Origin of the sequence: Pseudoalteromonas shioyasakiensis, assembly GCF_019134595.1 — a bacterium.
Taxonomy (GTDB): domain Bacteria; phylum Pseudomonadota; class Gammaproteobacteria; order Enterobacterales; family Alteromonadaceae; genus Pseudoalteromonas; species Pseudoalteromonas shioyasakiensis_A.
This window is the reverse complement of sequence record NZ_CP077770.1, coordinates 668673-692805: the sequence shown is the minus strand read 5'-3', so window position 1 is coordinate 692805 and position 24133 is coordinate 668673. Positions and strand designations below refer to the sequence as shown.

At 41.3% G+C, this 24133-nt stretch carries 27 protein-coding genes; 7 read left to right on the top strand and 20 right to left on the bottom strand.

Translation table 11 applies throughout. The annotated features are described in order from the left end of the window. Positions 1 to 234: 234 nt before the first annotated feature. A complete protein-coding gene (gene panP / locus KQP93_RS03300) occupies positions 235 to 1863 on the bottom strand; it encodes a pyridoxal-dependent aspartate 1-decarboxylase PanP (protein WP_217875804.1) in 1629 nt (542 codons plus the stop codon). Between the two features lie 248 nt (positions 1864 to 2111). On the opposite strand from panP, the gene KQP93_RS03295 reads away from it, so the two are divergent. Beyond that, complete coding sequence (locus KQP93_RS03295; RefSeq protein WP_217875803.1) at positions 2112 to 3962, top strand: bifunctional diguanylate cyclase/phosphodiesterase; 1851 nt, start codon at positions 2112 to 2114, stop codon at positions 3960 to 3962. Here KQP93_RS03295 and trmB read toward each other — a convergent pair. The 8 genes from trmB to folB form a co-directional block, all read right to left on the bottom strand. Further along, positions 3959 to 4624 (bottom strand): tRNA (guanine(46)-N(7))-methyltransferase TrmB, encoded by a 666-nt coding sequence (gene trmB / locus KQP93_RS03290; RefSeq protein ID WP_217875802.1) that lies wholly within the window; start codon positions 4622 to 4624, stop codon positions 3959 to 3961. The two genes, KQP93_RS03295 and trmB, sit on opposite strands and share 4 nt — an antisense overlap. After that, positions 4624 to 5391, bottom strand: a complete 768-nt coding sequence (locus KQP93_RS03285; RefSeq protein WP_217875801.1) for an ABC transporter permease — start codon at positions 5389 to 5391, stop codon at positions 4624 to 4626. Before KQP93_RS03285 ends, trmB begins: the two co-directional genes overlap by 1 nt. Then, the gene (locus tag KQP93_RS03280) at positions 5391 to 6320 is read right to left on the bottom strand and encodes an ABC transporter ATP-binding protein (RefSeq protein ID WP_217875800.1); all 930 of its coding nucleotides are present in this window, start codon (positions 6318 to 6320) and stop codon (positions 5391 to 5393) included. The genes KQP93_RS03285 and KQP93_RS03280 overlap by 1 nt, the downstream gene beginning before the upstream one ends. Then, positions 6317 to 6940 (bottom strand): flavin prenyltransferase UbiX, encoded by a 624-nt coding sequence (locus KQP93_RS03275; protein ID WP_054551081.1) that lies wholly within the window; start codon positions 6938 to 6940, stop codon positions 6317 to 6319. The genes KQP93_RS03280 and KQP93_RS03275 overlap by 4 nt, the downstream gene beginning before the upstream one ends. Positions 6941 to 6962: 22 nt before the next feature. Then, on the bottom strand, positions 6963 to 8306 hold the full coding sequence (mpl, locus tag KQP93_RS03270; protein ID WP_217875799.1) for a UDP-N-acetylmuramate:L-alanyl-gamma-D-glutamyl-meso-diaminopimelate ligase: 1344 nt from the start codon (positions 8304 to 8306) through the stop codon (positions 6963 to 6965). A gap of 159 nt (positions 8307 to 8465) precedes the next feature. Then, positions 8466 to 9269 (bottom strand): undecaprenyl-diphosphate phosphatase, encoded by an 804-nt coding sequence (locus KQP93_RS03265; RefSeq protein ID WP_054560951.1) that lies wholly within the window; start codon positions 9267 to 9269, stop codon positions 8466 to 8468. Beyond that, positions 9266 to 9754 (bottom strand): 2-amino-4-hydroxy-6-hydroxymethyldihydropteridine diphosphokinase, encoded by a 489-nt coding sequence (gene folK / locus KQP93_RS03260; RefSeq protein WP_217875798.1) that lies wholly within the window; start codon positions 9752 to 9754, stop codon positions 9266 to 9268. The genes KQP93_RS03265 and folK overlap by 4 nt, the downstream gene beginning before the upstream one ends. A 1-nt stretch (position 9755) precedes the next feature. Then, positions 9756 to 10112, bottom strand: coding sequence for a dihydroneopterin aldolase (gene folB, locus KQP93_RS03255; RefSeq protein ID WP_217875797.1), 357 nt, complete (start codon positions 10110 to 10112; stop codon positions 9756 to 9758). Positions 10113 to 10340: 228 nt separating this feature from the next. Between folB and plsY the strand changes: the two genes are divergently transcribed. Further along, positions 10341 to 10943, top strand: a complete 603-nt coding sequence (gene plsY / locus KQP93_RS03250; protein ID WP_217875796.1) for a glycerol-3-phosphate 1-O-acyltransferase PlsY — start codon at positions 10341 to 10343, stop codon at positions 10941 to 10943. A gap of 7 nt (positions 10944 to 10950) precedes the next feature. Here plsY and tsaD read toward each other — a convergent pair whose 3' ends face one another. The 3 genes from tsaD to KQP93_RS03235 all read right to left on the bottom strand — a co-directional run bounded on the left by tsaD (position 10951) and on the right by KQP93_RS03235 (position 12966). Further along, positions 10951 to 11964, bottom strand: coding sequence for a tRNA (adenosine(37)-N6)-threonylcarbamoyltransferase complex transferase subunit TsaD (gene tsaD, locus KQP93_RS03245; RefSeq protein ID WP_217875795.1), 1014 nt, complete (start codon positions 11962 to 11964; stop codon positions 10951 to 10953). Positions 11965 to 12026: 62 nt separating this feature from the next. Then, positions 12027 to 12617, bottom strand: coding sequence for a YjaG family protein (locus KQP93_RS03240; RefSeq protein WP_054551075.1), 591 nt, complete (start codon positions 12615 to 12617; stop codon positions 12027 to 12029). Beyond that, complete coding sequence (locus tag KQP93_RS03235; RefSeq protein WP_055198283.1) at positions 12601 to 12966, bottom strand: putative signal transducing protein; 366 nt, start codon at positions 12964 to 12966, stop codon at positions 12601 to 12603. The genes KQP93_RS03240 and KQP93_RS03235 overlap by 17 nt, the downstream gene beginning before the upstream one ends. A gap of 86 nt (positions 12967 to 13052) precedes the next feature. On the opposite strand from KQP93_RS03235, the gene KQP93_RS03230 reads away from it, so the two are divergent. From KQP93_RS03230 to KQP93_RS03215, 4 genes are all read left to right on the top strand, one after another. Further along, positions 13053 to 13460, top strand: coding sequence for a DUF2721 domain-containing protein (locus tag KQP93_RS03230; protein ID WP_054560956.1), 408 nt, complete (start codon positions 13053 to 13055; stop codon positions 13458 to 13460). 51 nt (positions 13461 to 13511) lie between these two features. Continuing rightward, positions 13512 to 15038, top strand: coding sequence for a response regulator (locus KQP93_RS03225; RefSeq protein WP_217875794.1), 1527 nt, complete (start codon positions 13512 to 13514; stop codon positions 15036 to 15038). Between the two features lie 117 nt (positions 15039 to 15155). Continuing rightward, positions 15156 to 16043, top strand: a complete 888-nt coding sequence (locus tag KQP93_RS03220) for a LysR family transcriptional regulator (RefSeq protein WP_217875793.1) — start codon at positions 15156 to 15158, stop codon at positions 16041 to 16043. Between the two features lie 140 nt (positions 16044 to 16183). Then, positions 16184 to 16804 carry a 2OG-Fe(II) oxygenase gene (locus tag KQP93_RS03215; RefSeq protein ID WP_217875792.1) on the top strand — a complete coding sequence of 207 codons (621 nt, stop codon included), beginning with the start codon at positions 16184 to 16186 and terminating at the stop codon, positions 16802 to 16804. On the opposite strand, the gene ubiA is transcribed toward KQP93_RS03215, so the two are convergent. Both ubiA and KQP93_RS03205 read right to left on the bottom strand, forming a co-directional pair. Next, a complete protein-coding gene (ubiA, locus tag KQP93_RS03210) occupies positions 16805 to 17683 on the bottom strand; it encodes a 4-hydroxybenzoate octaprenyltransferase (RefSeq protein ID WP_217875791.1) in 879 nt (292 codons plus the stop codon). It lies immediately after the preceding gene. Next, positions 17680 to 18225, bottom strand: a complete 546-nt coding sequence (locus KQP93_RS03205; RefSeq protein WP_054560961.1) for a chorismate--pyruvate lyase family protein — start codon at positions 18223 to 18225, stop codon at positions 17680 to 17682. Before KQP93_RS03205 ends, ubiA begins: the two co-directional genes overlap by 4 nt. A 201-nt stretch (positions 18226 to 18426) precedes the next feature. On the opposite strand from KQP93_RS03205, the gene KQP93_RS03200 reads away from it, so the two are divergent. Continuing rightward, positions 18427 to 18795, top strand: a complete 369-nt coding sequence (locus KQP93_RS03200; protein WP_440590131.1) for a flagellar basal body-associated protein FliL — start codon at positions 18427 to 18429, stop codon at positions 18793 to 18795. Between the two features lie 41 nt (positions 18796 to 18836). On the opposite strand, the gene glpG is transcribed toward KQP93_RS03200, so the two are convergent. The 6 genes from glpG to KQP93_RS03170 all read right to left on the bottom strand — a co-directional run bounded on the left by glpG (position 18837) and on the right by KQP93_RS03170 (position 24058). Then, positions 18837 to 19652: a rhomboid family intramembrane serine protease GlpG gene (glpG, locus tag KQP93_RS03195; RefSeq protein WP_217875790.1), complete on the bottom strand. Its 816-nt coding sequence runs from the start codon at positions 19650 to 19652 to the stop codon at positions 18837 to 18839. Continuing rightward, positions 19649 to 19966 (bottom strand): thiosulfate sulfurtransferase GlpE, encoded by a 318-nt coding sequence (glpE, locus tag KQP93_RS03190; RefSeq protein WP_217875789.1) that lies wholly within the window; start codon positions 19964 to 19966, stop codon positions 19649 to 19651. Before glpE ends, glpG begins: the two co-directional genes overlap by 4 nt. Before the next feature lie 55 nt (positions 19967 to 20021). Beyond that, positions 20022 to 21047, bottom strand: a complete 1026-nt coding sequence (tdh, locus tag KQP93_RS03185) for an L-threonine 3-dehydrogenase (protein ID WP_054551064.1) — start codon at positions 21045 to 21047, stop codon at positions 20022 to 20024. Positions 21048 to 21102: 55 nt separating this feature from the next. Beyond that, entirely contained in the window at positions 21103 to 22299 is a 1197-nt protein-coding gene (locus tag KQP93_RS03180; RefSeq protein WP_054560964.1) for a glycine C-acetyltransferase, read from the bottom strand. A gap of 149 nt (positions 22300 to 22448) precedes the next feature. Next, positions 22449 to 23000, bottom strand: coding sequence for a D-glycero-beta-D-manno-heptose 1,7-bisphosphate 7-phosphatase (gene gmhB / locus KQP93_RS03175; protein ID WP_217875788.1), 552 nt, complete (start codon positions 22998 to 23000; stop codon positions 22449 to 22451). Next, the gene (locus KQP93_RS03170) at positions 23000 to 24058 is read right to left on the bottom strand and encodes a glycosyltransferase family 9 protein (RefSeq protein ID WP_217875787.1); all 1059 of its coding nucleotides are present in this window, start codon (positions 24056 to 24058) and stop codon (positions 23000 to 23002) included. The genes gmhB and KQP93_RS03170 overlap by 1 nt, the downstream gene beginning before the upstream one ends. Positions 24059 to 24133: the final 75 nt, after the last annotated feature.

Below are 24133 nucleotides of genomic sequence, written 5' to 3'. Positions count from 1 at the left end.
GCATTGATTGCAAGTAATAGTGGTTCTATTGTTAAAATCAATAACGCAGTATAAATCGCTTTTAAACCAACCCTTCGGGCGCTTCACAGGCACTTACTCTCATCGTTGTTACTTCTTAAAAGGGACTACCATTCTTGCAAAGTAACGCCTTGATATTAAGCACCTGTGAAACGCTGAATTCTGCATCTTGAGGTGGCTTGGGTATAATAAAAAGGGAGCATCAAGCTCCCTTTTCTAATCCATGTACTTACTCAAGTACTTTTTAAATACCGGATCATTTTTCGCCAGCTCTTTTTGCTCCGCTAAAATATCTTTTAGAATTGCTTTAGAGGTTAACGGGTTGGCTAATACAACGCGAAATACCACGGTGGGTTGATGGTCATATTTTGCAGGAGTTAAACGTGTACGCGATACAAAAGAACGACCCGCTTCACGCTGACGCTTTTGCATGCTTGCAGTAAAGCGATTCAAAGAAGCGTAAATATCTAATTTCGTTTCTTCATCAGCATCTTTAAGCTTCGCTTGGATTTCTTTTGGTACGTAACGATAGGTTAATAAGCAAAGCTCTGGCTCTGAGATTAACTCAAAGTCTTCATCTTGCTTGATCATGTCGGCAAAAGTGCGGGCTTTTACGATACTGCGATCAATTAGCATCTCGTAGCCTTTACGGCCAATAACACGTAAGCAAGCATGTACTAACATTGCCATACCTGGGCGGCTGCCCTCAAGGGTATGACTGCCTAAATCTTTTGAGCCTTTACGAAGAATATATTCCGCATGATGCTCAATTGCATCCGTCGCAGCAGGGTCTTTAAATAACACCAGACCCGCTCCCATTGGTACATACATTTGTTTATGTGCATCAATAGTAATTGAATCAGCGCGTTCGATACCGCTTAAAAGGTGGCGGTAATTTGAAGATAGTAAGGTTGATCCACCCCATGCAGCGTCGACATGAAAATGACAGCCAAGTTCTTCGCTCAAATCAGCCATTTCATTTAGTGGGTCTATGCTGCCTGTTTCAGTCGTACCAGCAACACCCACGAGTGCCATTACCTTAATGCCAGACGCTTCAAGCTCATGAGCCTTTTTACGCATCGCATCGACATCGACTTTATTATTTTCGCCGGTTGCAATTGCGACAATGTTATCGCGACCGATGCCCAGTAAATCAACGGTTTTACCTAATGAGTAATGGCCTCGCTCAGAAACAAGTACAGCTAAGCCTTTGTAACCATAGTGCAGCATTCCAGCGATTAAACCCTGTGCAGCAATGCCTTTATAGTCACCATCGGCTTTTAATAAACGGTTTCGGGCTATCCATAGTGCAGTAATGTTAGCAACAGTGCCACCTGAACAAAATGCGCCTAATGACGTTTTCGCACTGTGCATCCATTTACTATAAAAGCTGTCGTCTTCACCATAAGCAAGGTGATGCATCATGCCCAAAACTTGTCTTTCTAGAGGCGTAAATGCCTTAGAAGTTTCAATTTTTACTAGGTTTTGGTTAAGACCGACCATTAACTTAGAAAGCGGTAACACAAAATGCGGTAATGCTGAGGTCATATGGCCAATAAAGCTCGGCGCAGCGGTATGAACAGAATGAGCAACCAACTGCTCCATAATGTCTTGAGCATAGTCAGAAACAAAGGTCGGCTCTTCTGGAATAGTAGCCGTTTGAAAGTCTTTTTCAATTTCGTGCAAAGGCTTTTCGATAGCAGCTATGTTCTCATTTAAGAACCCAGCTAAGTTGCTAGAAATTTCAGATTCGATTTTACTTAATGTCGAGTCTGGTGCTTCTGGCACCGTAAAAATACGAATCAAGCTTTCTTTAGAGGCGACGGCACAACGCTTTTGATCCATCCTAATACCCATAATTAGCAGCTAAAAATGCACCCGATGATGGGACATCTAGGTAAGCACTTTTGCGGCACTGTTTCTACGAAATTGGCTAACTTTACTGGAATATCACGAAAATGTCTCGCATAAAGCAAAAAAGCGCTAATTTCGATGACAAAAAAGTGATCAGTTAATGAAATTTGCAGTCATTTTATACTATCAGACACGCTTTTTTTGAGTATAATCAAACGATAACTGCAAAGGGAACCTCTATGCCCAAAGGAATGCAAAAAACCAGCTGGCTGCTATATGGCTTCGCCGCATTTTTTATTAGCTTATTTGTCTATATCTATTACACCTATGAAACCACGCGTAGTGAGATCATGGAGAATATCGATACCAAACTGCTTAATGCTGCGGTCAGTGTCAAACATATCCTAGGTGATGACTACCACAATATAGTTAATGCGGGCTTACCAATCTCTTCGGCAATATATAAAGACAAAAGCCGAGCCCTATCTGAGTATGCAAAACAAATGCAGCTTGCCTATGTGTACGCAATGGTACTGCGCGACGGCAAAGTCTACTTTAGTGCTTCGAGTTACACGCAAAAAGATCAAAACAATGGTCGAGTCACACAGTTTTTAGATGCCTATCCCGAAGCGACAGAACTTAATAAAGAAGCCTTTTTTTCGACAGAGCCGGTATTTGAGATATCAAAAGATCAATGGGGCTATTTTAAAAGCATCTTTGTGACTTTCGTCGATGATAATGGCCACACTTACATCACGGGCGCTGACATAACCATTAGTGATTTGAATCAGCAGCTGCAGCACAGTGTGACCCGTGCAATGATCACAGGCTGCTTCTTTTTCTTTATTGCAGCGCTAATTGCTGGGCTGTATTTTTTACAACTAAAACGCTCCCTCTCAACAGATGCTCGCACCGGCTTTGCTAACCATGTCGCGCTTGAATACTACATAAAAAAAACCACTAAACACCGTATGGAGCTAGCCGTTATTGCCATTAATGAGTTGGAAGATATTAGTAGTTTTTATGGCACGCAAGTGAGCGACAAAGTAATGGCTAACTTGCTTAGCTATTTTCAATCAAGGATGCCTAGCGAAGGATTTGTCTATCGGTTAGCAACTAATAAAATTGCGCTATTAAGAACGCATAGTGATGAGCGTAATATCGATGATGTAATTAATGCTTTTAACTATGCTATTCCTGCGTTGAAAGAGCCTTATATCTACGTGAGCTTGTACGCAGGTATCGCCACGGGTAACAAGTCAATGTTGATTGAAAACGCCCATGTTGCGCTGCAACAAGCAAAGCTTAATAATCAGCGTATTGTGCGTTATGAAAATGTGTTTAAGCAGGTTGAAGAGAAGTTTAGAAGCAATGTTACGCTTGCCAAAGAAGTAAAAGAAGCCTTCGATAACAACCGTATCGTACCTTACTTTCAAGCTGTTTATAATAACCAAAGCAAACACATTGACCATTATCAATGCCTAGCCAGAATGGCCAGTGCTACGGGTCGTATTCATGCGCCAGATTACTTTATGATAGTGCTAAAACGCTCACGTATGGACGGTCTTTTAAGACGCACCATGTTTACTCGCTGCATTGAGCAGTTTAGAAAAACCAATGTGCGCTGGAGTATCAACATTACCGCGCAAGATATTCTCGATCCAAGCTTGAGCGAGTTTTTAGAGTTACAACTGAGGCGCTATCCGCAGCCTCATAATATTATTTTTCAGTTTTATGAGCGTGATGCCATCGCTTACTTTAGTGAAGTAAAAACCTTTATTAATACCCTAAAAAATAAAGGCGCACAGGTGATTATCAATGAATTCGGCGCGGGCTTTTCAAACTTACCCCACATCAGGAAGCTCGAAATTGATGGCTTAAAGCTGGATAAAGGGTTGGTGAGCCAAATTCATACCAATACAGATAACTATCTGTTTATTGAAAACTTGGTGAAATATGCTCAGCAACTAAAGTTAGATGTAATTGCTGAGCAAGTTGATAACGAACAAATAGCTGACGCGCTTGCTCGAGCAGGTGTTACTTTAATGCAAGGGAGCCATTTTGCGCCGCCGACTCCCTATATTCATTAAAGGTTGATCACTAAACGGTGACTTTGTTGACCACTGGCCCAATATTTACGTTCGAATGGGGTAATTGCAATATCGCTTTCATACAGCTCAACATCGCACTTATGCCCTGCAAGCTCTAATGAGCGGGCGAACTCTTTTACGTATATATCCCAGTTGCTTCTCAATTCTAAGCGACCGCCTAATTTAACAATATACGGAAAAATTGCAGCGCCGTGCCATCGTCTTTGCAAGTGCTTTGCTTTTGGCCAAGGATTTGGATACAGCAAGTAGTGATGACTCGGTTGCCAGTTTGCAGCCACCACTAAACGCCAAAAATCGTTTAAATCAGCTTGTACTAAAATGTACTGCCCCGCATCTGTTTGCTTGTACTCGATATCATGCTTATCTAAACGATGAGATGATTTATCAATGCCAATCACCAATGCATCAGGGTGGCGCTTTGCTAAGTTAGCGGTGCTTTCACCCACACCACAACACGAATCAAGAATAATAGGCCCGTTAAATGCCTGCACCTTTTCGTTTACCTGATCAAAAGCCGCTTGCGTATGCTCTGCAATCGGCTTTTTAAACTCAGCACTTAAGTGCTTTAAAACAACTTCGTCTAGCTTTTCATGTAAGCCAGGTTGATTCGATACAATACTTCTCGAATTTGCATCCGTCATTAGTGTCTAAGCCCCACACCACGTTTAATAAGGGTTAATGCTAATGTAAATAAACCCACAATAAATAAACCAAGTACACCAAATGCTACCGATAAGTCGACATCAGACACACCTAAGAAGCCATATCTAAACGCATTCACCATATAAATAATTGGGTTTACTTGCGATACACCTTGCCAAAATTCTGGCAACAAGGTGATAGAGTAAAACACCCCACCGAGATAAGTCAGCGGCGTTAAAATGAAGGTCGGAATAATACTAATATCATCAAAGCTATTAGCATAAATTGCATTGATAAGTCCGCCTAACGCAAACACAGCCGACGTTAGAATAACCGTAGCCATAATCACAAAAACATTATGAATTTGAATATCAACAAATAGCAAAGAGACACAGGTAACAATTAAACCAACCAGCATACCTCGTGTCATACCACCACCCATGTAGCCAAGTACAATAATGTAATTTGGCACTGGCGCAACGAGTAGCTCTTCAATGCTTTTTTGAAATTTAGTCGAATAGAAACTCGAAGCAACATTCGAGTAAGAGTTGGTGATCACCGACATCATAATCAGGCCTGGGACAATAAACTCCATATAACTAAAGCCACCCATATCACCGATACGAGAACCAATCAGATTACCAAAAATCACAAAATACAGGCTCATCGTGATTGCCGGCGGAACTAAGGTTTGCACCCAAATACGTAAAAAGCGAATACACTCTTTGATCCAAATACTTTTTAGCGCTACTCCATATTTAAACATTATTCGCCTCGCCCTTGTTCTAATAAGCCTACAAACAGTTCTTCTAAGCGGTTTGCTTTATTTCGCATACTCAGCACAGTATTACCTTGTTCAGTCAGCGCACTAAATACTTGGTTTAAGCCCTGAGACTTCGCCACTTCAACTTCTAAAGTATGGTCATCGGTCAGTGTGTATTTATAACCTTCAATGCTAATTGGTTGCACAGGTTGCTTTAAATCAAGTACAAAGGTTTCTTTATCAAGCTGGGCAAGTAAGGCTTTAATGGTGGTATTTTCAACAATCACACCGCTGTCGATAATCGCGATGTTTTTACATAACAGCTCAGCTTCTTCAAGGTAGTGAGTAGTCAAGATGATGGTCACACCTTGCTTATTAATCTCGCGAAGAAAATCCCACATAGAGCGGCGTAGCTCAATATCAACACCGGCTGTTGGTTCATCTAAAATAAGTAATTTAGGTTCATGCATCAGTGCGCGAGCAATCATTAAACGGCGTTTCATACCACCTGAAAGGGTGCGCGCTTGTTTATCTTTTTTCTCAAATAAACCTAGCTGCTTTAAGTATTTTTCAGCGCGCTCATGCGCCAACTTTCTTGCTACACCGTAATAACCCGCTTGATTCACCAATATTTGGTTTAATGTTTCAAATTGGCTGAAATTAAATTCTTGCGGCACTAAGCCAAGTTCTGACTTAGCGGCTTCAAGGTCTGTATCAATGTCGTGACCAAATACCTGGACACGACCGGCACTTTTGTTCACTAACGATGAGATAACACCAATGGTAGTTGATTTACCAGCACCATTTGGTCCAAGTAATGCAAAGAAATCCCCTTGCTGAACTTGTAAATCAATGCCTTTTACGGCTTCAACACCATTTTTATAAACCTTTTTTAGGCCTTCAATATTTAATGCGATCGTTTTTTCGCTCACTGTTTGCCCTCTCCATAACCCCAACGTTTCGTCAAAGTATGTTCAATGTTTAAATGATCTAAAATTCGCGCCACCATAAAATCAACCAAATCTGAAATCTGCTCTGGTTGATGATAAAACCCCGGTGCCGCAGGCATAATAGTTACGCCTAGCCTTGCTAGCTTCAGCATGTTTTCAAGGTGGATTTCGCTAAATGGCGTTTCACGCGGGACTAAAATCAGCTGCCCACGCTCTTTAATAACCACGTCAGCAGCGCGTTCGAGTAAGTTATCTGACGCCCCGACCGCAATTGCAGATACTGAACCTGCACTACACGGGCATACCACCATTTTTTTCGGTGCGGCTGAGCCAGATGCAACAGGACTAAACCAATTGTCTTTACCAAATACTTTAAGTTGCTCAGGAGCGGCATTAAAAAGTGTACTAAGCTGCTCTGTCGCTTTGTCTTCATTACCCGAAAGTTTGATATTCGATTCTGTATCAAAGACCACTCTTGCCGCACTTGAGATCAGTACATACACCTGAAACTGCTGTTCAAGTAATACCTCTAGTAACCGTAAGCCATAGGGAGCACCTGAAGCACCGCTAAAAGCTAACGTTATTTTATCTTTAAATTGCATACAGTTAAGCTCCGTATACTGATTAGTTTTGTTCAAGGGCAGTGATTAAACGCTGATGAATACCTTCAAAACCACCATTACTCATAATTAAAATATGTTGTGACGGCGCACTGTTGCCAACAACCTGAGTAATGATTTCCTCAGTGCTTTTCATGCAATGCATACCTGCTTTGTCTGCGTATTCTTTTAACGACCAGCTTAAATTTTCTGGCTCAAATAAATACACATCATCTGCTGCATCAAGAGAATCAATCAGGGTTTGTTGATGCACGCCCATTTTCATGGTGTTTGAACGAGGCTCTAAAATAGCAATTATCTTCTCAGCGCCTACTTTAGCACGTAGCCCTGCTAAGGTCGTTTTAATTGCCGTTGGATGATGGGCAAAGTCGTCATACACTTTTATTGAGTTAACGTCGGCTTTAAGCTCCATACGGCGCTTAGGTGAGATAAACTCAGCTAATCCTGCAATACTGACTGATACCGCGATGCCTACGTGTCTGGCTGCTGCAATGGCCATAACTGCATTTTTGACATTGTGCTCGCCCATAGCTTGCCAACTGACAACACCTTGCACTTGTGAATTTAATAGCACTTCAAACTCACTACCATCAGCTTTAAGTAAACGGTAATCCCAATCACCCGCCAGTGTTTCGCTTTCGCTCCAAAGGCCACGTTCAATCACATCTTGTAGTGCTTCGTCTTGGCTTGGCCAAATCACTTTGCCACTACAGGGTAATGTACGCATCAAGTGGTGAAATTGTTTCTTTATCGCGTTTAAATCTTCAAAAATATCAGCATGATCAAATTCAAGATTATTTAGAATTAAGGTGCGCGGTAAGTAATGAACAAATTTACTGCGTTTATCAAAAAAAGCAGTGTCGTATTCGTCGGCTTCAATAACAAAAAATGGCGTTTCGCCAACACGAGCAGACACGCCAAAGTTTTGTACGATGCCACCAATTAAAAAGCCCGGTTTCATTCCTGCGTATTCGAGTAACCATGCCAGCATACTGGCTGTAGTCGTTTTACCGTGTGTTCCGGCCACAGCCAACACCCACGAGTTTTGCAGTAAATTATGCTTTAACCATTCTGGACCAGAAGTATAAGGCAAGCCTTTATCAAGTACGTACTCAACGCAAGGGTTGCCTCGGCTCATAGCATTTCCAATCACCACCATATCTGGCGCGGGCTCTAGTTGGGTAACGTCATAACCTTGGGTGAGCTTTATCCCTAGCTCTTCTAATTGCGTGCTCATCGGCGGGTACACATTTTGATCAGAGCCTGTCACGGTGTGACCTAATGATTTAGCGATTGCGGCAATACCACCCATAAAGGTGCCACAAATTCCAAGAATATGAATATGCATCTACTGTCCTGAGCAAAATGAATAAGAGATAAGTAAGGCGTTATAATGCCAAATATAAGCTTTACTTACCATTACTACACGGCATTAGAGTATTGCCAAATAGCCAACATAAAAAAACACCTCAACTGAGGTGTTTTTGAATTAAGTTTAAAGCCTATTTTACAGCATTAAGAATGCAAACAAACCGACACCTAAAAGTAAGCGATAGATAACAAATGGCATCATGCCCATACGCTCAATCACTTTTAAGAAAAAGAAAATACAGGCATAAGCCGACACAAATGATAAGCCTGCGCCTAATAGAATTGCATGCCAATCAATCGCCTCGCCCGCTGTAGCCAACTGATATACATAATATGAACCAGCTGCAGCAATAACTGGAATTGACATTAAAAACGAAAACCGTGCAGCACTTTGCTTGTTTAGACCCAGCATTAAACCCACTGTAATGGTAATACCTGAACGAGATGTACCAGGAAATACCATAGCGAGAACTTGCGAAAAGCCGAGTAATAACGCACTGAAAAAGTTTACTTGGTAAATATTCTTAACTTGCTTTGCTTTTACATCGGCATACCAAAGTAACAAACCAAATACGATGGTTGAGGTGGCAATCACCCACGCATTACGCGAGTAGCTCTCCACAAAATCTTTGAACAGATACCCAATTAATAATGCAGGAATGGTCGCAACAATAATCCACCAGCCTAAACGACTATCATCGGTTGCGCCTTGTGAGCCAAACGATTTAAACCAAGCGCCGAGAATATCCACCACTTCTTTACGAAAATACAGTACCACAGCACCTAGCGTACCTACGTGTACCGCAACATCAAATGCCAAGCCTTGGTCGTGCCAGCCTAAAACTTGTGAGGGTAAAATTAAATGTGCTGAGCTCGAAATAGGTAAAAACTCAGTCAATCCTTGAATAAGGGCTAAAACAATTATCTCAATAATACTCATGGGTTAGAAAACTCCACCTTCCATAGTTTTTGTTGTGGGTTGTTATAATTATTCCATAACTCAGCCAAAGTTTGCTTAGCTACGGGGTGATAAAAATCAGGAGCAATTTCAGCGAGAGGCTGCAATACAAACGCATTTTTGGTTATTTCATCCCGCGGTAATTGCGCAGGCGAATCACAGACAATGTCATCATAAAACAATAAATCAAGGTCTAATGTGCGTGGGCTAAATTTTTTATCCTCACGGGTGCGGCCATTATCAAGTTCAATTTTTTTCAGTAGTTTACATAGTTCAGCTAATGGCATATCTGTTTTAGCTGCGACCACTGAATTATAAAAATTACTACCAGCAAATCCCACCGCTTCACTTTCATAAACAGACGAGTGTATAAAGTCTGGAAAGTAAGGCTTTAAGGCAATAAGCGCTTGTCGAAGATAATGCTCTTTATTGACATTAGAGCCCAAGCTTATAAAAATTTGCGCCATGTTAGTTTGCCTTCCGACGGGTGATCTCAACTCCCACAGTTTGCGCTTGCGGCACTGCGGCTGGTTTACTAACACGTATAGTGACTTGCTCAGTAGCAAATTCAGCTAAAATAATGGTAGCTAATTGTTCAACTAAAGTTTCAAGTAACTCAACTGGCTTTGCCGTTGTGTGTTCAATCACTCGTTCACTCACTTTGGCGTAATCAAGCGCTAAATTTATATCATCAGTTGCCGCTGCGGCAGAAATATCACATAACATTTCGATATCAAAATACAGGCTTTGTTTACTTTCTTTTTCAAAATCATACACGCCAATAATGGTGTCTACATGTAGTTGTGATATATATACCTTGTCCATTGATACTCCAAGTGACATGAATATTAAAACAACTCCTCATACTAAACGCTTATTGATAACAATAATGCGCTATATAAGCTGTCATACTGTTTTAATATATAAAAATTACCCCTACAATAACGGATAGATGCATTGCAATAAGGTGCTTACATTCTACTCGATGAGAGCGGCAGATGGTTTTGCCGCCAATGATAGCCCAAAAGTGCAGATTAAAAAATAAGGAAGCGCGTGTTAGAAGTTTTAATGTTAGTTTTAGCTTACATACTGGGATCGGTCTCTTCCGCTATCCTTGTATCACGGCTGTTTAAACTACCAGACCCACGCAGTCATGGATCGAATAACCCGGGTGCTACAAATGTTTATCGCCTTGGTGGAAAAGTCCCCGCTGTTTTAGTTCTTGTCTTTGATATTTTAAAAGGGACCATTCCTGTTTGGGGTGCCTACTTTTTAAAAATAGACCCACTAATGTTAGGTTTAATTGGTGTGGCTGCCTGTTTAGGGCATATGTATCCGCTGTTTTTTAGCTTCAAAGGTGGTAAGGCCGTCGCGACCGCTTTTGGCACGTTATTACCCATTGGTTTATCGCTAGGTGGAATGTTGATTGCAACATGGATCATAATTGTTGCTATAACGCGTTATTCATCACTTGCAGCACTGATCACGGTTTCATTAGCACCTCTTTATACGTGGTGGATAAAACCTTTGTATACCTTGCCCGTTACCTTTTTAACCGTGTTGATAATTTTCCGTCACAGAGCAAATATTACTCGTTTGATGGCTGGGGAAGAACCGAAAGTAGGGGCTAAAAAAAAAGCCCCTGAACAAGAATAGCGAGCAGTTATAACGCTTCGAGTGAATCAATAGGCCAGCGCGGCTTAGTTTTCATATCGAGGCTTGCAAATTGACCGGCTTTCAAACGCTGCATACCAGCATAAGCAATCATTGCACCGTTATCTGTACAAAACTCTGTTCGCGGATAATACACGCGCCCTTTCATGCCTTGCATTACTCGTTCAAGTTGCGCACGCAATTGCACGTTTGCACTCACACCACCAGCAATCACTAAACGTTTGATACCGGTTTGTTTTAATGCGCGTTTGCATTTAATGATTAAGGTATCAATAACTGCTGTTTGGAATGCATGAGCAATATCAGCTTTGGTTTGCTCGTCATCATCGCTATCACGAATCGCAAGCGATGCTGCTGTTTTTAAGCCACTAAAGCTGAAATCTAAGCCTGGTTTATCAGTCATCGGACGCGGGAATACAAAACGCTCAGGCGTACCTTGTTCTGCAAGTCTTGCTAAACGTGGGCCACCTGGGTAATCAAGGCCTAATAACTTCGCAGTTTTATCGAATGCTTCACCGGCAGCGTCATCAACTGACTCTCCCAGCACTTCGTATTCACCAATGCCAGATACTTTAACCATCATAGTATGACCGCCAGACACCAGTAGTGCGATAAACGGAAATTCCGGTTTGTCCTCTTCAAGCATTGGCGCAAGTAGGTGGCCTTCCATATGATGAACAGCAACAGCAGGAATATTCCAACCATAGGCCAATGAGCGACCAATAGAAGTTCCCACAAGGAGTGCACCAACAAGTCCAGGGCCTGCGGTGTAAGCAATGCCATCTAAGTCTTCTGGGCCACAACCAGCTTGTGCAAAAGCAGCATCAATCAAAGGTAAGGTTTTACGTACGTGATCGCGTGACGCAAGCTCAGGTACCACACCGCCGTAATCGGCATGCACTTTTACTTGGCTATACAGTTGATGTGCTAATAAGCCTTGTTCATCATCATAAATGGCAATACCCGTTTCATCACATGATGATTCAATACCTAAAATTCGCATCAATTACTCCGCCAAGAAAAAACAAACGCGTATTTTACAGTGAAAATACGCATTACTGAATATTAAATTGCAATACCGATATTGGTTTGGCCGTCAGATACTGCAAGTTGCTTAAGCTCTTTTACGTTCTCTGAGGTAATTCGGCCCATTTGCTCTACAAAATCAATAAGCTCTGCAAGCACATCAATTTCATACTGCATTAAAGGGTGTTCACGAACAGCTTTGTTATCAGCAATTTCACCATCTACTGTTAGTTGATATTCAATAAAACGAGCCACTGAAGCCTGTGAAATTTTACTAATATTTAAAAACTCTTGTTCATCTTTAGCTATCAAACCGTGCAACATGCCAAGCAAAGCGGTTGCTGTATCGATTGCGGGATAGGTTCCGAACATGTCAAAATCAGTAAGCTCTGGCACGTTCGGTTCTATTTTTTCAATTTGCTTTTCAAGGCTGATTTTACTTTTTGGTAGTAATATTTTTTCCCAGCAGACACTCAATGCGCTACGAAAAACCGCGGCATCACCAAACCCTGTTGCTTCACTAAATAAGCTGTAATTAGGCAGCATACGCTCAAGTAATGCGCCACCTAATACCGCTTTTTGCAAATAGTTTAATTCTCTAATACGTTGAAAATTATTCGCTTTTGTCATTCTTTACAGTCCCACAAGACCAACATATTTCAAATGTTGCTCCGTTAAGCTCATGACACTTAGGGCATACCCAGTCAGGAGCCGATTGTTTTAATTGCCGGTAGTTTAGCAATATTTCTTGCGCCTGGCGCTCTTTTAATGCGTAAACGAGTATATCGACCCCTGTTTGTTCAAATGGGATCTCCCCAAGCGCCCCTTGTAAAAGCTCACCTTGTAGTTGCGATTCGATCCCTTTACTTTTTAAAAGCCCTTTAATAATGTTTGCCTCTAAGCCATTTTCAGCCTGAAACACTTTCACCCAAGCGAATGGGTCCTGCTTCGCAGGTTGATTTAAATTATTGTTTTGCAAATCACTTCCCTTTTACTTTTCTATCTTTAAATCCTAAACTACGCTAGCAACTAACTTCGCTGCAATGCTTATTTCAAGGTAGCCACATGACTTTAACAACACCGGGATTATTATTCCCAGCTATTTCTTTACTGTTACTTGCTTACACCAATCGTTTTTTGGTGCTTGCTCAGCTTATTCGAGAACTCAATGCACGTGAAGGGGAAAGTATCCGCCCATTAGTTGTTGCACAAATTACCAATTTAAGAAAACGCATTAAACTCATTAGAGTGATGCAGGTTTATGGTGTTGCCTCTTTTCTAATGTGTACATTATCAATGTTTGCATTATTTATAGAATTTAATACCACAGGAATCATTTTATTTGGCATCAGCCTCGCTTGTTTAGCCTTGTCTCTTCTCACCTCTTTGTATGAGATCCACATTTCTTGCGATGCGATCGAAATCGAATTAAAGAATATCGAAAAAAAACCAGTTTCAGATAAGGCAGAGTAAATTTCTGCCTCTATACTTATTGTATGAGATACAACAATAAGTGGTGTTTTTGTGGATGATTTCTTATTTTCTGAAGAACAGTTAGAAGAAAATAATATAGAAACTGAAGAGCCTGAATACTGGCATATTCTTGTTGTTGATGATGAGGAAGATATCCATCAAGTTACGAAACTAGTATTAGCTGGCTTCACTTTCGAAAATAAAGGTCTGCGCTTTTATGACGCCTACTCTGCGGCGGAAGCAAAAGAGTTTTTAAAAAAAGATATTCCCTTTTCTGTTGCTCTAGTTGATGTGGTAATGGAAACCAATCATGCTGGTCTTGAGCTTATTCAATACATTCGCGATGAAATAGAAAACCACGATATTCGTTTAATTCTTCGCACAGGTCAGCCAGGTGAAGCCCCTGAAGAAGCGATTATCCGCGATTACGACATTAACGATTATAAAAACAAAACTGAGCTCACCGCGATTAAAATTAAAACCCTACTCTACTCAGCCTTAAGAGCACACCGCGATATTCAAATTATAGACCGCCACAAGCATGGTCTTGAACAGATCATCAACGCGTCTGCTAACTTTTTAAAATGTGACAGTGTTCATGAATTTGCTTCAACAATTTTAAGCCATGTCACTAACGTGATGGGCATTAATGACACGCAAATTTATTGTGCTGCAGCCGTTAATCTACAATCGTCACCAGCAAAAGATTTTCAATTGCTTGCAGCCTCAGGTGTAGGCCCCACACCACAGCAAAACACCATTCCTGATGAAGTAAAAAACTTATTTATAGATGCACATGAGCGAAAATCATCACTAAAAACAAGTAATGATTATATTGGTTACTTTCCTACCAAAGCTGGCCTTGAAACCATGCTTTATGTTCATAAAGGCAGTAAGTTACAGGCCACAGAACATCAACTGTTAGAGTTTTATGCCAACAATATCGCGCTTGCTTACGATAATTTAAAACTCAGAGAAATGGTAAAAGAATCGCAAAAAGAGCTGTCGTACATTCTTGGAGAAGCAGTAGAAAAACGCTCTAAAGAAACCGGCTCTCACGTTAAACGTGTTGCTTTATATAGTGAGTTACTTGCTCAGCTTTCAGAGCTTAACCCATTTCAATGTGAAATCATTAAGCTTGCTTCACCACTGCATGACATTGGTAAAATCAGCATTCCCGATAGTATTTTAAACAAACCTGGTAAACTCACTGATGATGAATGGGAAATAATGAAAACCCATGCAGAAATCGGCTATGAAATATTAAAAAATTCAAGTAACGAGATATTGACATGCGGTGCTTTAATTTCTTACCAGCATCATGAAAAGTGGGATGGTTCAGGTTATCCGCAAGGTTTAAGGGCAGACGATATTAATATAGTTGGCCGCATAACCGCCCTCGCCGATGTATTTGATGCCCTTTGTAGCGACCGTTGTTATAAAAAAGCCTGGCCACTGGAAGAGGCGTTAACTCTCATAAAAGATCAGCGCGGGAAACATTTTGATCCAATTCTAGTCGACTTATTACTTGAAAATTTACCACTTTTCTTAGAGATTAAAGACCGTTACCCTGACTAGATGTAACTTTTCTGTAAAACACTTCCCAAAAAAGGTACAATAATTTACTATGCCTACGTGAAGTATAATAATATTGCCTGGACGTAAAAGGCTTACTCATAACAAGGGACTATTAAAGTGAGATTTGAACAACTTGAACAATTTGTGGCACTCGGAGTGCTAAGGCATTTCCGCCAAGCTGCAGAAAAAACCCAAATCAGCACTTCAGCGTTAACTCGCAGTATTCAGACGCTCGAAGATGAAATTGGCTATGAGCTCGTTACCCGCTCTACACGCTCAGTTAAGTTAACCAAAGAAGGTGAACTTTTCCTTGAGTACGCAAAACAAACCCTCGACAACCTAGAAGAAACCAAAAAACGTTTATTCGAATCTTTAAACGGTTGCACTAGCGAAAAATTAGTTATTGGTTATACCAACAAAGCAAGCACGGTTGTGCCTGTTTCTTGCGGCCAATTTTTAGCGCAATATCCGCATGTAAAAATCGAGATGCAACTACAAGAGCAAAGTGAACTTGTACGTAAACTGCAATTAGGTGAAATTGATATTAGCGTATGCTCTCAGGCAATGAACAGCATTGGTAGTGATATACATTTACCTGATCAACTGATTATTTTTGTAGCTAAAAACCACCCACTTGCGCATAAGAGCGACATTAGTAAACGCGACTTTGCAGACTACCCTATGTACAGCTGTTTTTCACAGTCTAAACAAGTGCAAGCTATGCTAAACGATGCTATCGAATCATTTGATAAAACATCAAGCATCAAAGTAGGCAGCATCGAGCAAGTAATGGATGGCCTTAAAAAGTCAAACCACATCGCAATAGCCAGTATTGAACACACAAATATTGTCTCTTCAGACCCAGATTTACTGTTATTGAAAACCAATAAAGGTATCGCACACGAGCAGCTTGTGATCCAAACAAATCAACAAATCAATGAGAATTCTCATGTTAGTCATTTACTTGACCTCATTGAAAAAACGGCGTTATCAAGCCAAAGCTAAAAGCTATTTTATATGCTGCTAGCCTGTAATTAATCAGGCTAGCCAATCCCCTTTATTTCTTCATTTTTTACTGCATAAAAAGCGTGCATCACACAATTTTTCATATACACTTACGCACCTTTTTTTGATTGTGCACATGAATGACCGCACCGCTGATTACCGACACATACTTAGATGCTATTGAACGTACAGGATATGCTGTTGTTGAAAACGCGATTGATGAAAGCTTAATTGCTGATTTAATTGCCGATTGCTATCGCATTAACCCGCATTTTCATACCGCAGGTATTGGCCGATTAAACGACCAACAAATAGATAAAACCGTGCGTAAAGATAAAACCTTTTGGTTTGATAGCTCAAGCCAAGCACAAATTACTTATCTTGCGACCATGGAAGCGATAAAGACACAGTTAAACCGTGGCTTCTATTTAGGCTTATTTGATTATGAATGCCATTATGCAAAGTATCAACAAGGTGACTTTTATAAAAAGCACTATGATGCCTTCAAAGGCCGTTCGAATCGCATTTTTACAACGGTTTGTTACTTAAATACGCCAGAGTCTGGCGGTGAATTGGTGATCTACAAACCAAAAAGTAAAGACATTGAAATAGTCATTAAACCTCAAGCGGGCTTATTGGTTATGTTTGAAAGCGAACGCTTTATGCATGAAGTATTACCCGCAAACGATGTACGCTACTCTATTGCGGGCTGGTTCAGAAAAAATGCCTCAATCAGCGGCATTATCGACCCACCAAGGTAATTAAAATGGCAGTGGCAAGGATGCTGCCATACCGATAAAAATCACTAACCCTACATAATGGTTATTCAAAAATGCTTTGAAGCAAGGATCTCGCTCTCGTTTATGAATAAGCGTTTGTTGATAAAGTAAAAAACCCACCGCTGCAGCTAAGCCCAGCCAATAAGGCAAGCCAAGGTGATTACTCATACCTATGTAAGCAAGAATCGCAATAAACAAGGCATTGAGTAAAAAGATGATGTGTCTGTCATAGCTGGCAAACAAGATTGCCGTTGATTTAACGCCAATCTTTAAATCATCATCTCGATCAACCATGGCATACATAGTGTCATAAGCCACAGTCCAAACAAGATTCGCGGTAAATAATAGCCAGGCTTCTAATGGCACTGAGCCAATTGATGCCATATAGGCCATTGGAATAGCCCAGCTGAATGCAGCACCAAGCACAACTTGCGGTAGTTGCGTGTAGCGCTTCATAAATGGATAACAAAACGCCAGTGCTAACGCTCCCAACGACAATAATATCGTTGACCACCCGAGTGTTAACACTAAACCAAACGCCACCACAATAAGCAATACAAATAAGCTCAGAGCTTCACCACTTGATACCAAACCTGCTGCAAGCGGTCGCTGGGCTGTGCGCTTAACTGAACCATCTATTTTACGATCGGCAAAGTCATTAATTACACACCCAGCACTGCGCATCACAAAGACGCCCAAACTAAAAACCACAAAATTTAATAAGCTCGGCGTGCCAAGCTCAGCAAGCCATAGCGCCCAATAAGTTGGCCACAATAGTAACAAGGTGCCAATTGGCTTATCGGTACGCATTAACTGTTTATAGTAAGGTATATGTGCGACCTTAAGTGCAGCTAGCTTCATAGGTAAATATACGCTCCAGGTAAGAATACTTCAGCCACGAGAAAATGAGCATTAGATAAGCTAAAAACACTGCGTCTTCCCCACAGTGGTTGTGAAGAGAAGCCAATTTCAGATGTTAAAGCTTGGATAGCGTGCTGCTGTGAAAACTCAGCAACTTCTATTTCTGTGCGCGATAAGCTTGGGTCTTGAAAAATAACATCACCAAGCGGCCTTGTTCCCATACTTAGTAACTGCTGCTTTTTTAATGTATCATCTGCCGGCAACCAGCTTTGTGCATAAACCATTGGTTTACCATCGCATAGAAGTAACACTTCGCGATTTAATGCCTGACTTAGAGAGGTATTGAGTAACGCTTGTTGCTCGGCGGTTAGGTCAAAGGGTGCTTCGTTTAAAACTTCAACTGAAAAAGCCTGACAGTGACTTTTAAGCTTGGCTGTTAATGACCCAGCTTCAAGCAACCAACCTTGCTGTTGTTGCGTCAAATCTGGAAATGCTGAAGCAGGCTGCCAATTTGCAGCTAATGAAACTGGGAATGTGATCACAACGACTCATTATTTTTAAATACCGTGCAAATGATATCACTGCTGCACGTTTCGAAAAAGTCATGATTTAATCTCAAGCAGGGTTAAAAAACGCAGAACAGCCTGTATCTTAAGTGAATTTGGGTATAGACTAAAAATCATTGAAAGGGTGGAATATTCTTAACTATGAAAAAATCATTGTTATCAATTTACTTGATAAGCATGCTGCTTGTTTCTGCAACAAGTTGGTCTGTACGCGCTGAATCAAATGTTGGCTACTTTGGTTTTGAGCCTGACATCATCACTAACTACATAGGTCAAGGTAACAAAAAGCTTGGCTATGTTCGTATTACGGTGGATCTCATGCTCAATGATCTCTCTGATATCGCAATCGTAGAACATCACACTCCACTATTGCGTGATGCGATTGTTGAAATACTCTCAAAAGAGCCTGAAGAAAACATTAAATCGCTTACCGGTCGCGAAGAAATCAGAAAGCGCTGCACCGAAAAGCTAAAAGCACTACTAAAACAAGAAACAGGACAAGAAATTGTCCGAGAAGTGTTATTTACTAAGTATTTATATCATTAAAAGTAACATGGCGGCATAAGCCGCCATTTTTATTTCCGTGATTATTTACGCGATAACAGCTTATCTGATACAGCATAAGCCATACCAGCTAGTAACCCCGCTAAATGCGCCCAGTTAGCCATACTCACAGGCAACATATCTACAAAGCCTAGAATAAGCCAGACCAACATAAAACCAACAATGCTATTACTCACTAATGGCGGCTCTGTTGGCCTCATTACGCTGTAAATCCAACAAAAACCCAGTAAGCCATATACAACGCCACTTAAACCACCAAAATTAGGCCCAACAACTAAAAACTGTGCCCAGTTACTAATGAATGCCGTCACTAAAAATAAACCCACTAAGGTTAATTTACCGCTGCGTTTTTCTATATCGTTACCCAGCGTCATCCACCAGATCAAATTAAAAATAAGGTGAATAGCGCTAAAGTGCACAATGGCAGGTGTAAACCAAGTTAGTGGCTGCGCTGGGTTGAACTGCAACATACTGTATATAGTTTCAAAACCACCTAATAAGAAGGCAACAAATATAGCTATCGAGACTAAAGTAACCGTACGGTTTAGCCAGCTTAATCCCTTAAAGCGAGCTTTTAAATTAAGGGATTGCCCCTGATATGACAGAGGCGATTGTGTACTGCCTACCTGCCATGAAGCTTGTTGGTATTTTTCGTCATGAGGGTTAGCAGCAAACTCCTGCCAAAGAGGCTGAGCTTGATGAAAGTGCTCTGGAGCAACACAAATAATCACAGTTTGCCCATCTTGCGAGCGCAGCTCGCCATGTAAGCCCTTACTTTTGATGTAATCTATAAAGCCTTGTGCGGCGCGAGGATTATTTATGCTACCCAACTCAATCATCGTTCAATATGCTCCGGAAGTTGCGTCTGCCATGCTGTAAAACCACCATCCATGCTGTATACGTCTTCAAACCCTTGCTCAACTAAATAGCTCGCAGCACCTTGAGAGCTCACACCATGATAACAAACGATGATGATTGGCTGGTCAAACTCTTTATGCATCATAAAATCGCTGATATTGGCATTTGATAAATGCTCTGCACCTGGGATATGCCCAGTTTGAAATGAGTTAGGATCGCGAATATCGGCAATCACAACCTCTTCTTTATCTAACAGCGCAAATGTTTCGCTTACTGAAATATGTTTATACGACATAGTACTCTCTAAACTAAAAAGGCGGCCAAAGCCGCCTTATCAAATTACTCGGTGTTTAATCCCAGTTGAGGATTACTTTACCTGATTGGCCTGAAATCATTGTATCAAAGCCTGCTTGGAAGTCATCCACAGAGAACTGGTGAGTGATAATTGGTTTCAGATCAAGACCTGACTGAATTAGACTCGCCATTTTGTACCAAGTTTCAAACATTTCACGGCCATAAATCCCTTTAATGATTAGACCTTTGAAAATAACCTGGTTCCAATCAACCGCCATATCTGAAGGTGGAATACCTAACATGGCAATTTTACCACCGTGATTCATGTTGTTTAGCATGCTGTTAAATGCAACTGGCACACCTGACATTTCAAGACCAATATCAAAGCCTTCGGTCATGCCAAGCTCTTTCATTACATCTTCAAGCTTTTCAGTTGCTACGTTTACAGCACGAGTCGCGCCCATTTTACGCGCTAAATCTAAGCGGTATTCGTTCACATCAGTGATAACCACATGACGTGCACCCACGTGTTTGGCAACAGCAGCTGCCATGATACCAATTGGGCCAGCACCTGTGATTAATACGTCTTCACCTACTAAGTCAAACGACAACGCTGTGTGCACTGCATTACCGAATGGGTCAAAGATTGATGCTAGTTCATCAGGAATATTATCTGGAATTTTAAATGCGTTGAAAGCTGGGATCACAAGGTATTCAGCAAATGCACCTTCGCGGTTTACACCAACACCAGTTGTATTACGGCATAAATGCACTCGACCAGCACGACAGTTACGACAGTGACCACAGGTAATATGGCCTTCGCCAGAAACACGGTCACCCACTTGGAAACCACGTACTTCCTGACCCATATCAACCACTTCACCTACATATTCATGACCAACAACCATTGGCGTAGGAATTGTATTTTGTGCCCACTCATCCCATTTATAAATATGGACATCTGTTCCACAAATTGCTGTTTTGCGGATTTTAATAAGCAGATCGTTATGGCCAACTTCAGGTTTTGGCGCATCAGTCATCCAGATCCCTGGTTCTGCTTTTAATTTAGATAATGCTTTCATGATTTATACTCAATTAAACAAAACCGAAGCAAAAGCTTCGGTTTAGAAAATAAAATTAGATAACACCCATTTCTTTACCAATACGGGTAAAGGCAGCAATAGCGGTATCTAATTGCTCTTTTGTATGCGCCGCAGAAATTTGCGTGCGGATACGTGCTTGGCCTTTAGGTACGACAGGGAATGAGAAACCTGTTACGTAAATACCTTCGGCAAGTAATTTGTCAGCCATGGCTGAGGCAACTTTAGCATCGCCTAACATGACAGGGATAATGGCATGGTCTTTACCTGCACAGGTAAATCCTGCTGCTTCCATTTGTTCACGGAAATACTTTGCGTTATCCCAAAGCTTAGCGCGTAACTCGCCGCCATTGCTTAGCATCTCAAGTACTTTAATTGATGCAGTAACTATTGATGGTGCAAGTGAGTTTGAGAAAAGGTATGGGCGAGAACGCTGACGTAACCACTCTACAATTTCTTTTTTACCTGATGTGTAACCACCTGATGCGCCACCAAGTGCCTTACCAAGCGTACCTGTGATGATATCAACACGGTCTAGTACACCGCAGTACTCTGGCGTACCTTTACCATTTTCGCCAACAAAACCAACCGCGTGAGAGTCATCAACCATCACTAATGCATCATATTTATCAGCTAGATCACAAACCGCTTCAAGATTACAAATTACGCCGTCCATTGAGAAAACACCGTCAGTGGCGATTAGCTTAGTTTTAGCACCCGCTTCATCAGCAGCAATAAGTTGCTTTTCAAGGTCGCTCATGTCGTTATTTGCATAGCGAAAACGCTTTGCTTTACAAAGGCGTACACCATCAATGATCGAAGCGTGGTTTAGCGCATCAGAGATGATTGCATCATCTGGGCCTAGAATTGTTTCGAATAAACCTGCGTTGGCATCAAAACATGATGAGTAAAGAATAGTGTCTTCTGTTTCTAAGAACTCAGAGATCTTTTGTTCTAAAGTTTTATGAATATCTTGAGTACCGCAAATAAAGCGTACAGACGCTACACCAAAACCATGATCGTCAAGGCCTTGTTGAGCTGCTTTAATTAACTCAGGGCTATTTGCTAAGCCAAGGTAATTATTAGCACAAAAGTTAATAACCTTATCACCAGAGGCAACTTCAATTTGAGCCTGTTGCTGTGACGTGATAACACGCTCGCTTTTGTATAAGCCTTCAGCTTTCACTTCATCAATTTGCTGCTGCAACTGATTAAAAAACGCAGATGCTCTCATCTGTAATCTCCACATATTCTTGTATCTAACCAGAAATGATTAGCATGACATTAAATTTTGCGCCTATTGTAAAAGCTTAGCCGAACAATTGCACTGTTTGCAGTTCGTCGCAGACCTTAAGGCTTGAGAAATAAAACTGGTCTTACCTGCTAAGACTGTAAAATTAAAGCAGGTAACTCAGCTAAAGACTCACAGACTACATCGGCGTGTTGTTCTGTTGACTCGGCATAACTTTGCCCTGAACGAACTAAAACGCGGGTAGCGATATTGGCTCTCTCAGCGGCAATAAGGTCGCCAAGCTTATCACCAACCATAATACTTTGTGATGGATCGATTTGATGCTCATCAATGGCTTGTAAAAGCATACCCGGGGCAGGCTTGCGACAATTACATTCTTGCAAATAAGCAGGCTCAGCTTTGCTTGGGTGATGCGGACAAAAATAGACATCAAGAATAGTAACGCCGTTACGTAAAAACTCGCCCTTCATCCACTCTGTGAGGTTGGAAAAATCTTGTTCTGAATAATAACCACGTCCAATACCCGACTGGTTAGTTACCACCACAATTTTATAACCAGCATCAGCAAAAGCTTTGCACGCCTCGAATACACCGGGTACAAATTCAAACTCTTCTGGTTTGTATACATAGCCATGATCAATATTGACCACACCATCGCGGTCTAAAAATAAAACGTTGCTCATTACAATTGCTCTTTATCTACCACGTGGTCAAACATCGAAATCACCTTTTCAACACTTATTTGCGCCATTAAATCAGCCCCTTTAACGCGTGTTCCCCAAGGTAACTCTTGCGCCGTTTTGCCTGTTTGCTCTCGTAAGTTTTGGTGATAAACCTCAACAACATAATCTTGGTACAAATAAGGCCCTGTGCGTTTTGGGTTTGAGTGGGCATACAAACCAATAACAGGTGTTCCTACCGTTACGGCCATGTGCGCAGGCCCAGTATCTGGAGCTAACACTAACGCCGCACGTTTCAAAACACATAACAGTTCTTTTAGTTGAGTTTTCCCTACTAAGTTAAGCACAGGTGCAGAAGTCTGCGCGATAATTTGCTCGGCAAGTTCAATCTCTAAAGGAGTTGGGCCGCCAGTAATAACCACCGAAAAGCCTTGTTGATGAGCATGCTCAGCAAGTGCAGCATAACGCTCAGGTAACCAATTTCGTTCTTTTTTACTTGCCGCAGGCGAGATAACAAAAATACGCCCGGCTAAACGCTCCTCGCCTAATAGCGCATCGGCTGCTTGTTGGTGCTGCTCAGTAATTGGCATTTGCCATTGAGGTTTGTAATCAGGCGACCCAATTGCTTGAGCAAAGCCTTTAAAGCCTTCTAATACATGCGCCTCTGATTGCGGGGCAATACGCTTATTAATAAACAAGCTATGTAACTCTTTTGAGCGCGCCCAATCAAACCCCACTTTGACTTTTGCCGGAATACAACGGGCTGCTAAATTAGCTCTTAGTGCTACTTGCATATGTAATAGCACATCAAATTTACGCCCCTTGAACGTATCTTTTAGTTGCTGATAAGCCTGTTTGCCCTGCTTTTTATCGAATACAACAAACTCAACGCCAGGTAAATCAGCCAGTAACATGGCCTCAACTTTACCAATCACCCAGGTAATTTTTGCCTTCGGATGTGCCTTTTGAATTGCTTGCACTGCTGATACGGCATGACATACATCACCAATAGCCGAAAGCCTTAAAATACAAATATCTAAATAGGAGGTTGATTGAGTCACGTGCGCCCTTAGCTACAGCAAATAATATGCGATCTTAAATTAACTTGATGCTAATGCAAGCACTTATGCGAAAAG

Bases quoted from the DNA above. Each gene is read 5' to 3' on its own strand.
- panP (WP_217875804.1), bottom strand. From the start codon at position 1,863: ATGGATCAAAAGCGTTGTGCCGTCGCCTCTAAAGAAAGCTTGATTCGT.
- KQP93_RS03295 (WP_217875803.1), top strand. From the start codon at position 2,112: ATGCCCAAAGGAATGCAAAAAACCAGCTGGCTGCTATATGGCTTCGCC.
- trmB (WP_217875802.1), bottom strand. From the start codon at position 4,624: ATGACGGATGCAAATTCGAGAAGTATTGTATCGAATCAACCTGGCTTA.
- KQP93_RS03285 (WP_217875801.1), bottom strand. From the start codon at position 5,391: ATGTTTAAATATGGAGTAGCGCTAAAAAGTATTTGGATCAAAGAGTGT.
- KQP93_RS03275 (WP_054551081.1), bottom strand. From the start codon at position 6,940: ATGCAATTTAAAGATAAAATAACGTTAGCTTTTAGCGGTGCTTCAGGT.
- mpl (WP_217875799.1), bottom strand. From the start codon at position 8,306: ATGCATATTCATATTCTTGGAATTTGTGGCACCTTTATGGGTGGTATT.
- KQP93_RS03265 (WP_054560951.1), bottom strand. From the start codon at position 9,269: ATGAGTATTATTGAGATAATTGTTTTAGCCCTTATTCAAGGATTGACT.
- folK (WP_217875798.1), bottom strand. From the start codon at position 9,754: ATGGCGCAAATTTTTATAAGCTTGGGCTCTAATGTCAATAAAGAGCAT.
- folB (WP_217875797.1), bottom strand. From the start codon at position 10,112: ATGGACAAGGTATATATATCACAACTACATGTAGACACCATTATTGGC.
- tsaD (WP_217875795.1), bottom strand. From the start codon at position 11,964: ATGCGAATTTTAGGTATTGAATCATCATGTGATGAAACGGGTATTGCC.
- KQP93_RS03240 (WP_054551075.1), bottom strand. From the start codon at position 12,617: ATGACAAAAGCGAATAATTTTCAACGTATTAGAGAATTAAACTATTTG.
- KQP93_RS03230 (WP_054560956.1), top strand. From the start codon at position 13,053: ATGACTTTAACAACACCGGGATTATTATTCCCAGCTATTTCTTTACTG.
- KQP93_RS03215 (WP_217875792.1), top strand. From the start codon at position 16,184: ATGACCGCACCGCTGATTACCGACACATACTTAGATGCTATTGAACGT.
- ubiA (WP_217875791.1), bottom strand. From the start codon at position 17,683: ATGAAGCTAGCTGCACTTAAGGTCGCACATATACCTTACTATAAACAG.
- KQP93_RS03200 (WP_440590131.1), top strand. From the start codon at position 18,427: ATGCTGCTTGTTTCTGCAACAAGTTGGTCTGTACGCGCTGAATCAAAT.
- glpG (WP_217875790.1), bottom strand. From the start codon at position 19,652: ATGATTGAGTTGGGTAGCATAAATAATCCTCGCGCCGCACAAGGCTTT.
- glpE (WP_217875789.1), bottom strand. From the start codon at position 19,966: ATGTCGTATAAACATATTTCAGTAAGCGAAACATTTGCGCTGTTAGAT.
- tdh (WP_054551064.1), bottom strand. From the start codon at position 21,047: ATGAAAGCATTATCTAAATTAAAAGCAGAACCAGGGATCTGGATGACT.
- KQP93_RS03180 (WP_054560964.1), bottom strand. From the start codon at position 22,299: ATGAGAGCATCTGCGTTTTTTAATCAGTTGCAGCAGCAAATTGATGAA.
- gmhB (WP_217875788.1), bottom strand. From the start codon at position 23,000: ATGAGCAACGTTTTATTTTTAGACCGCGATGGTGTGGTCAATATTGAT.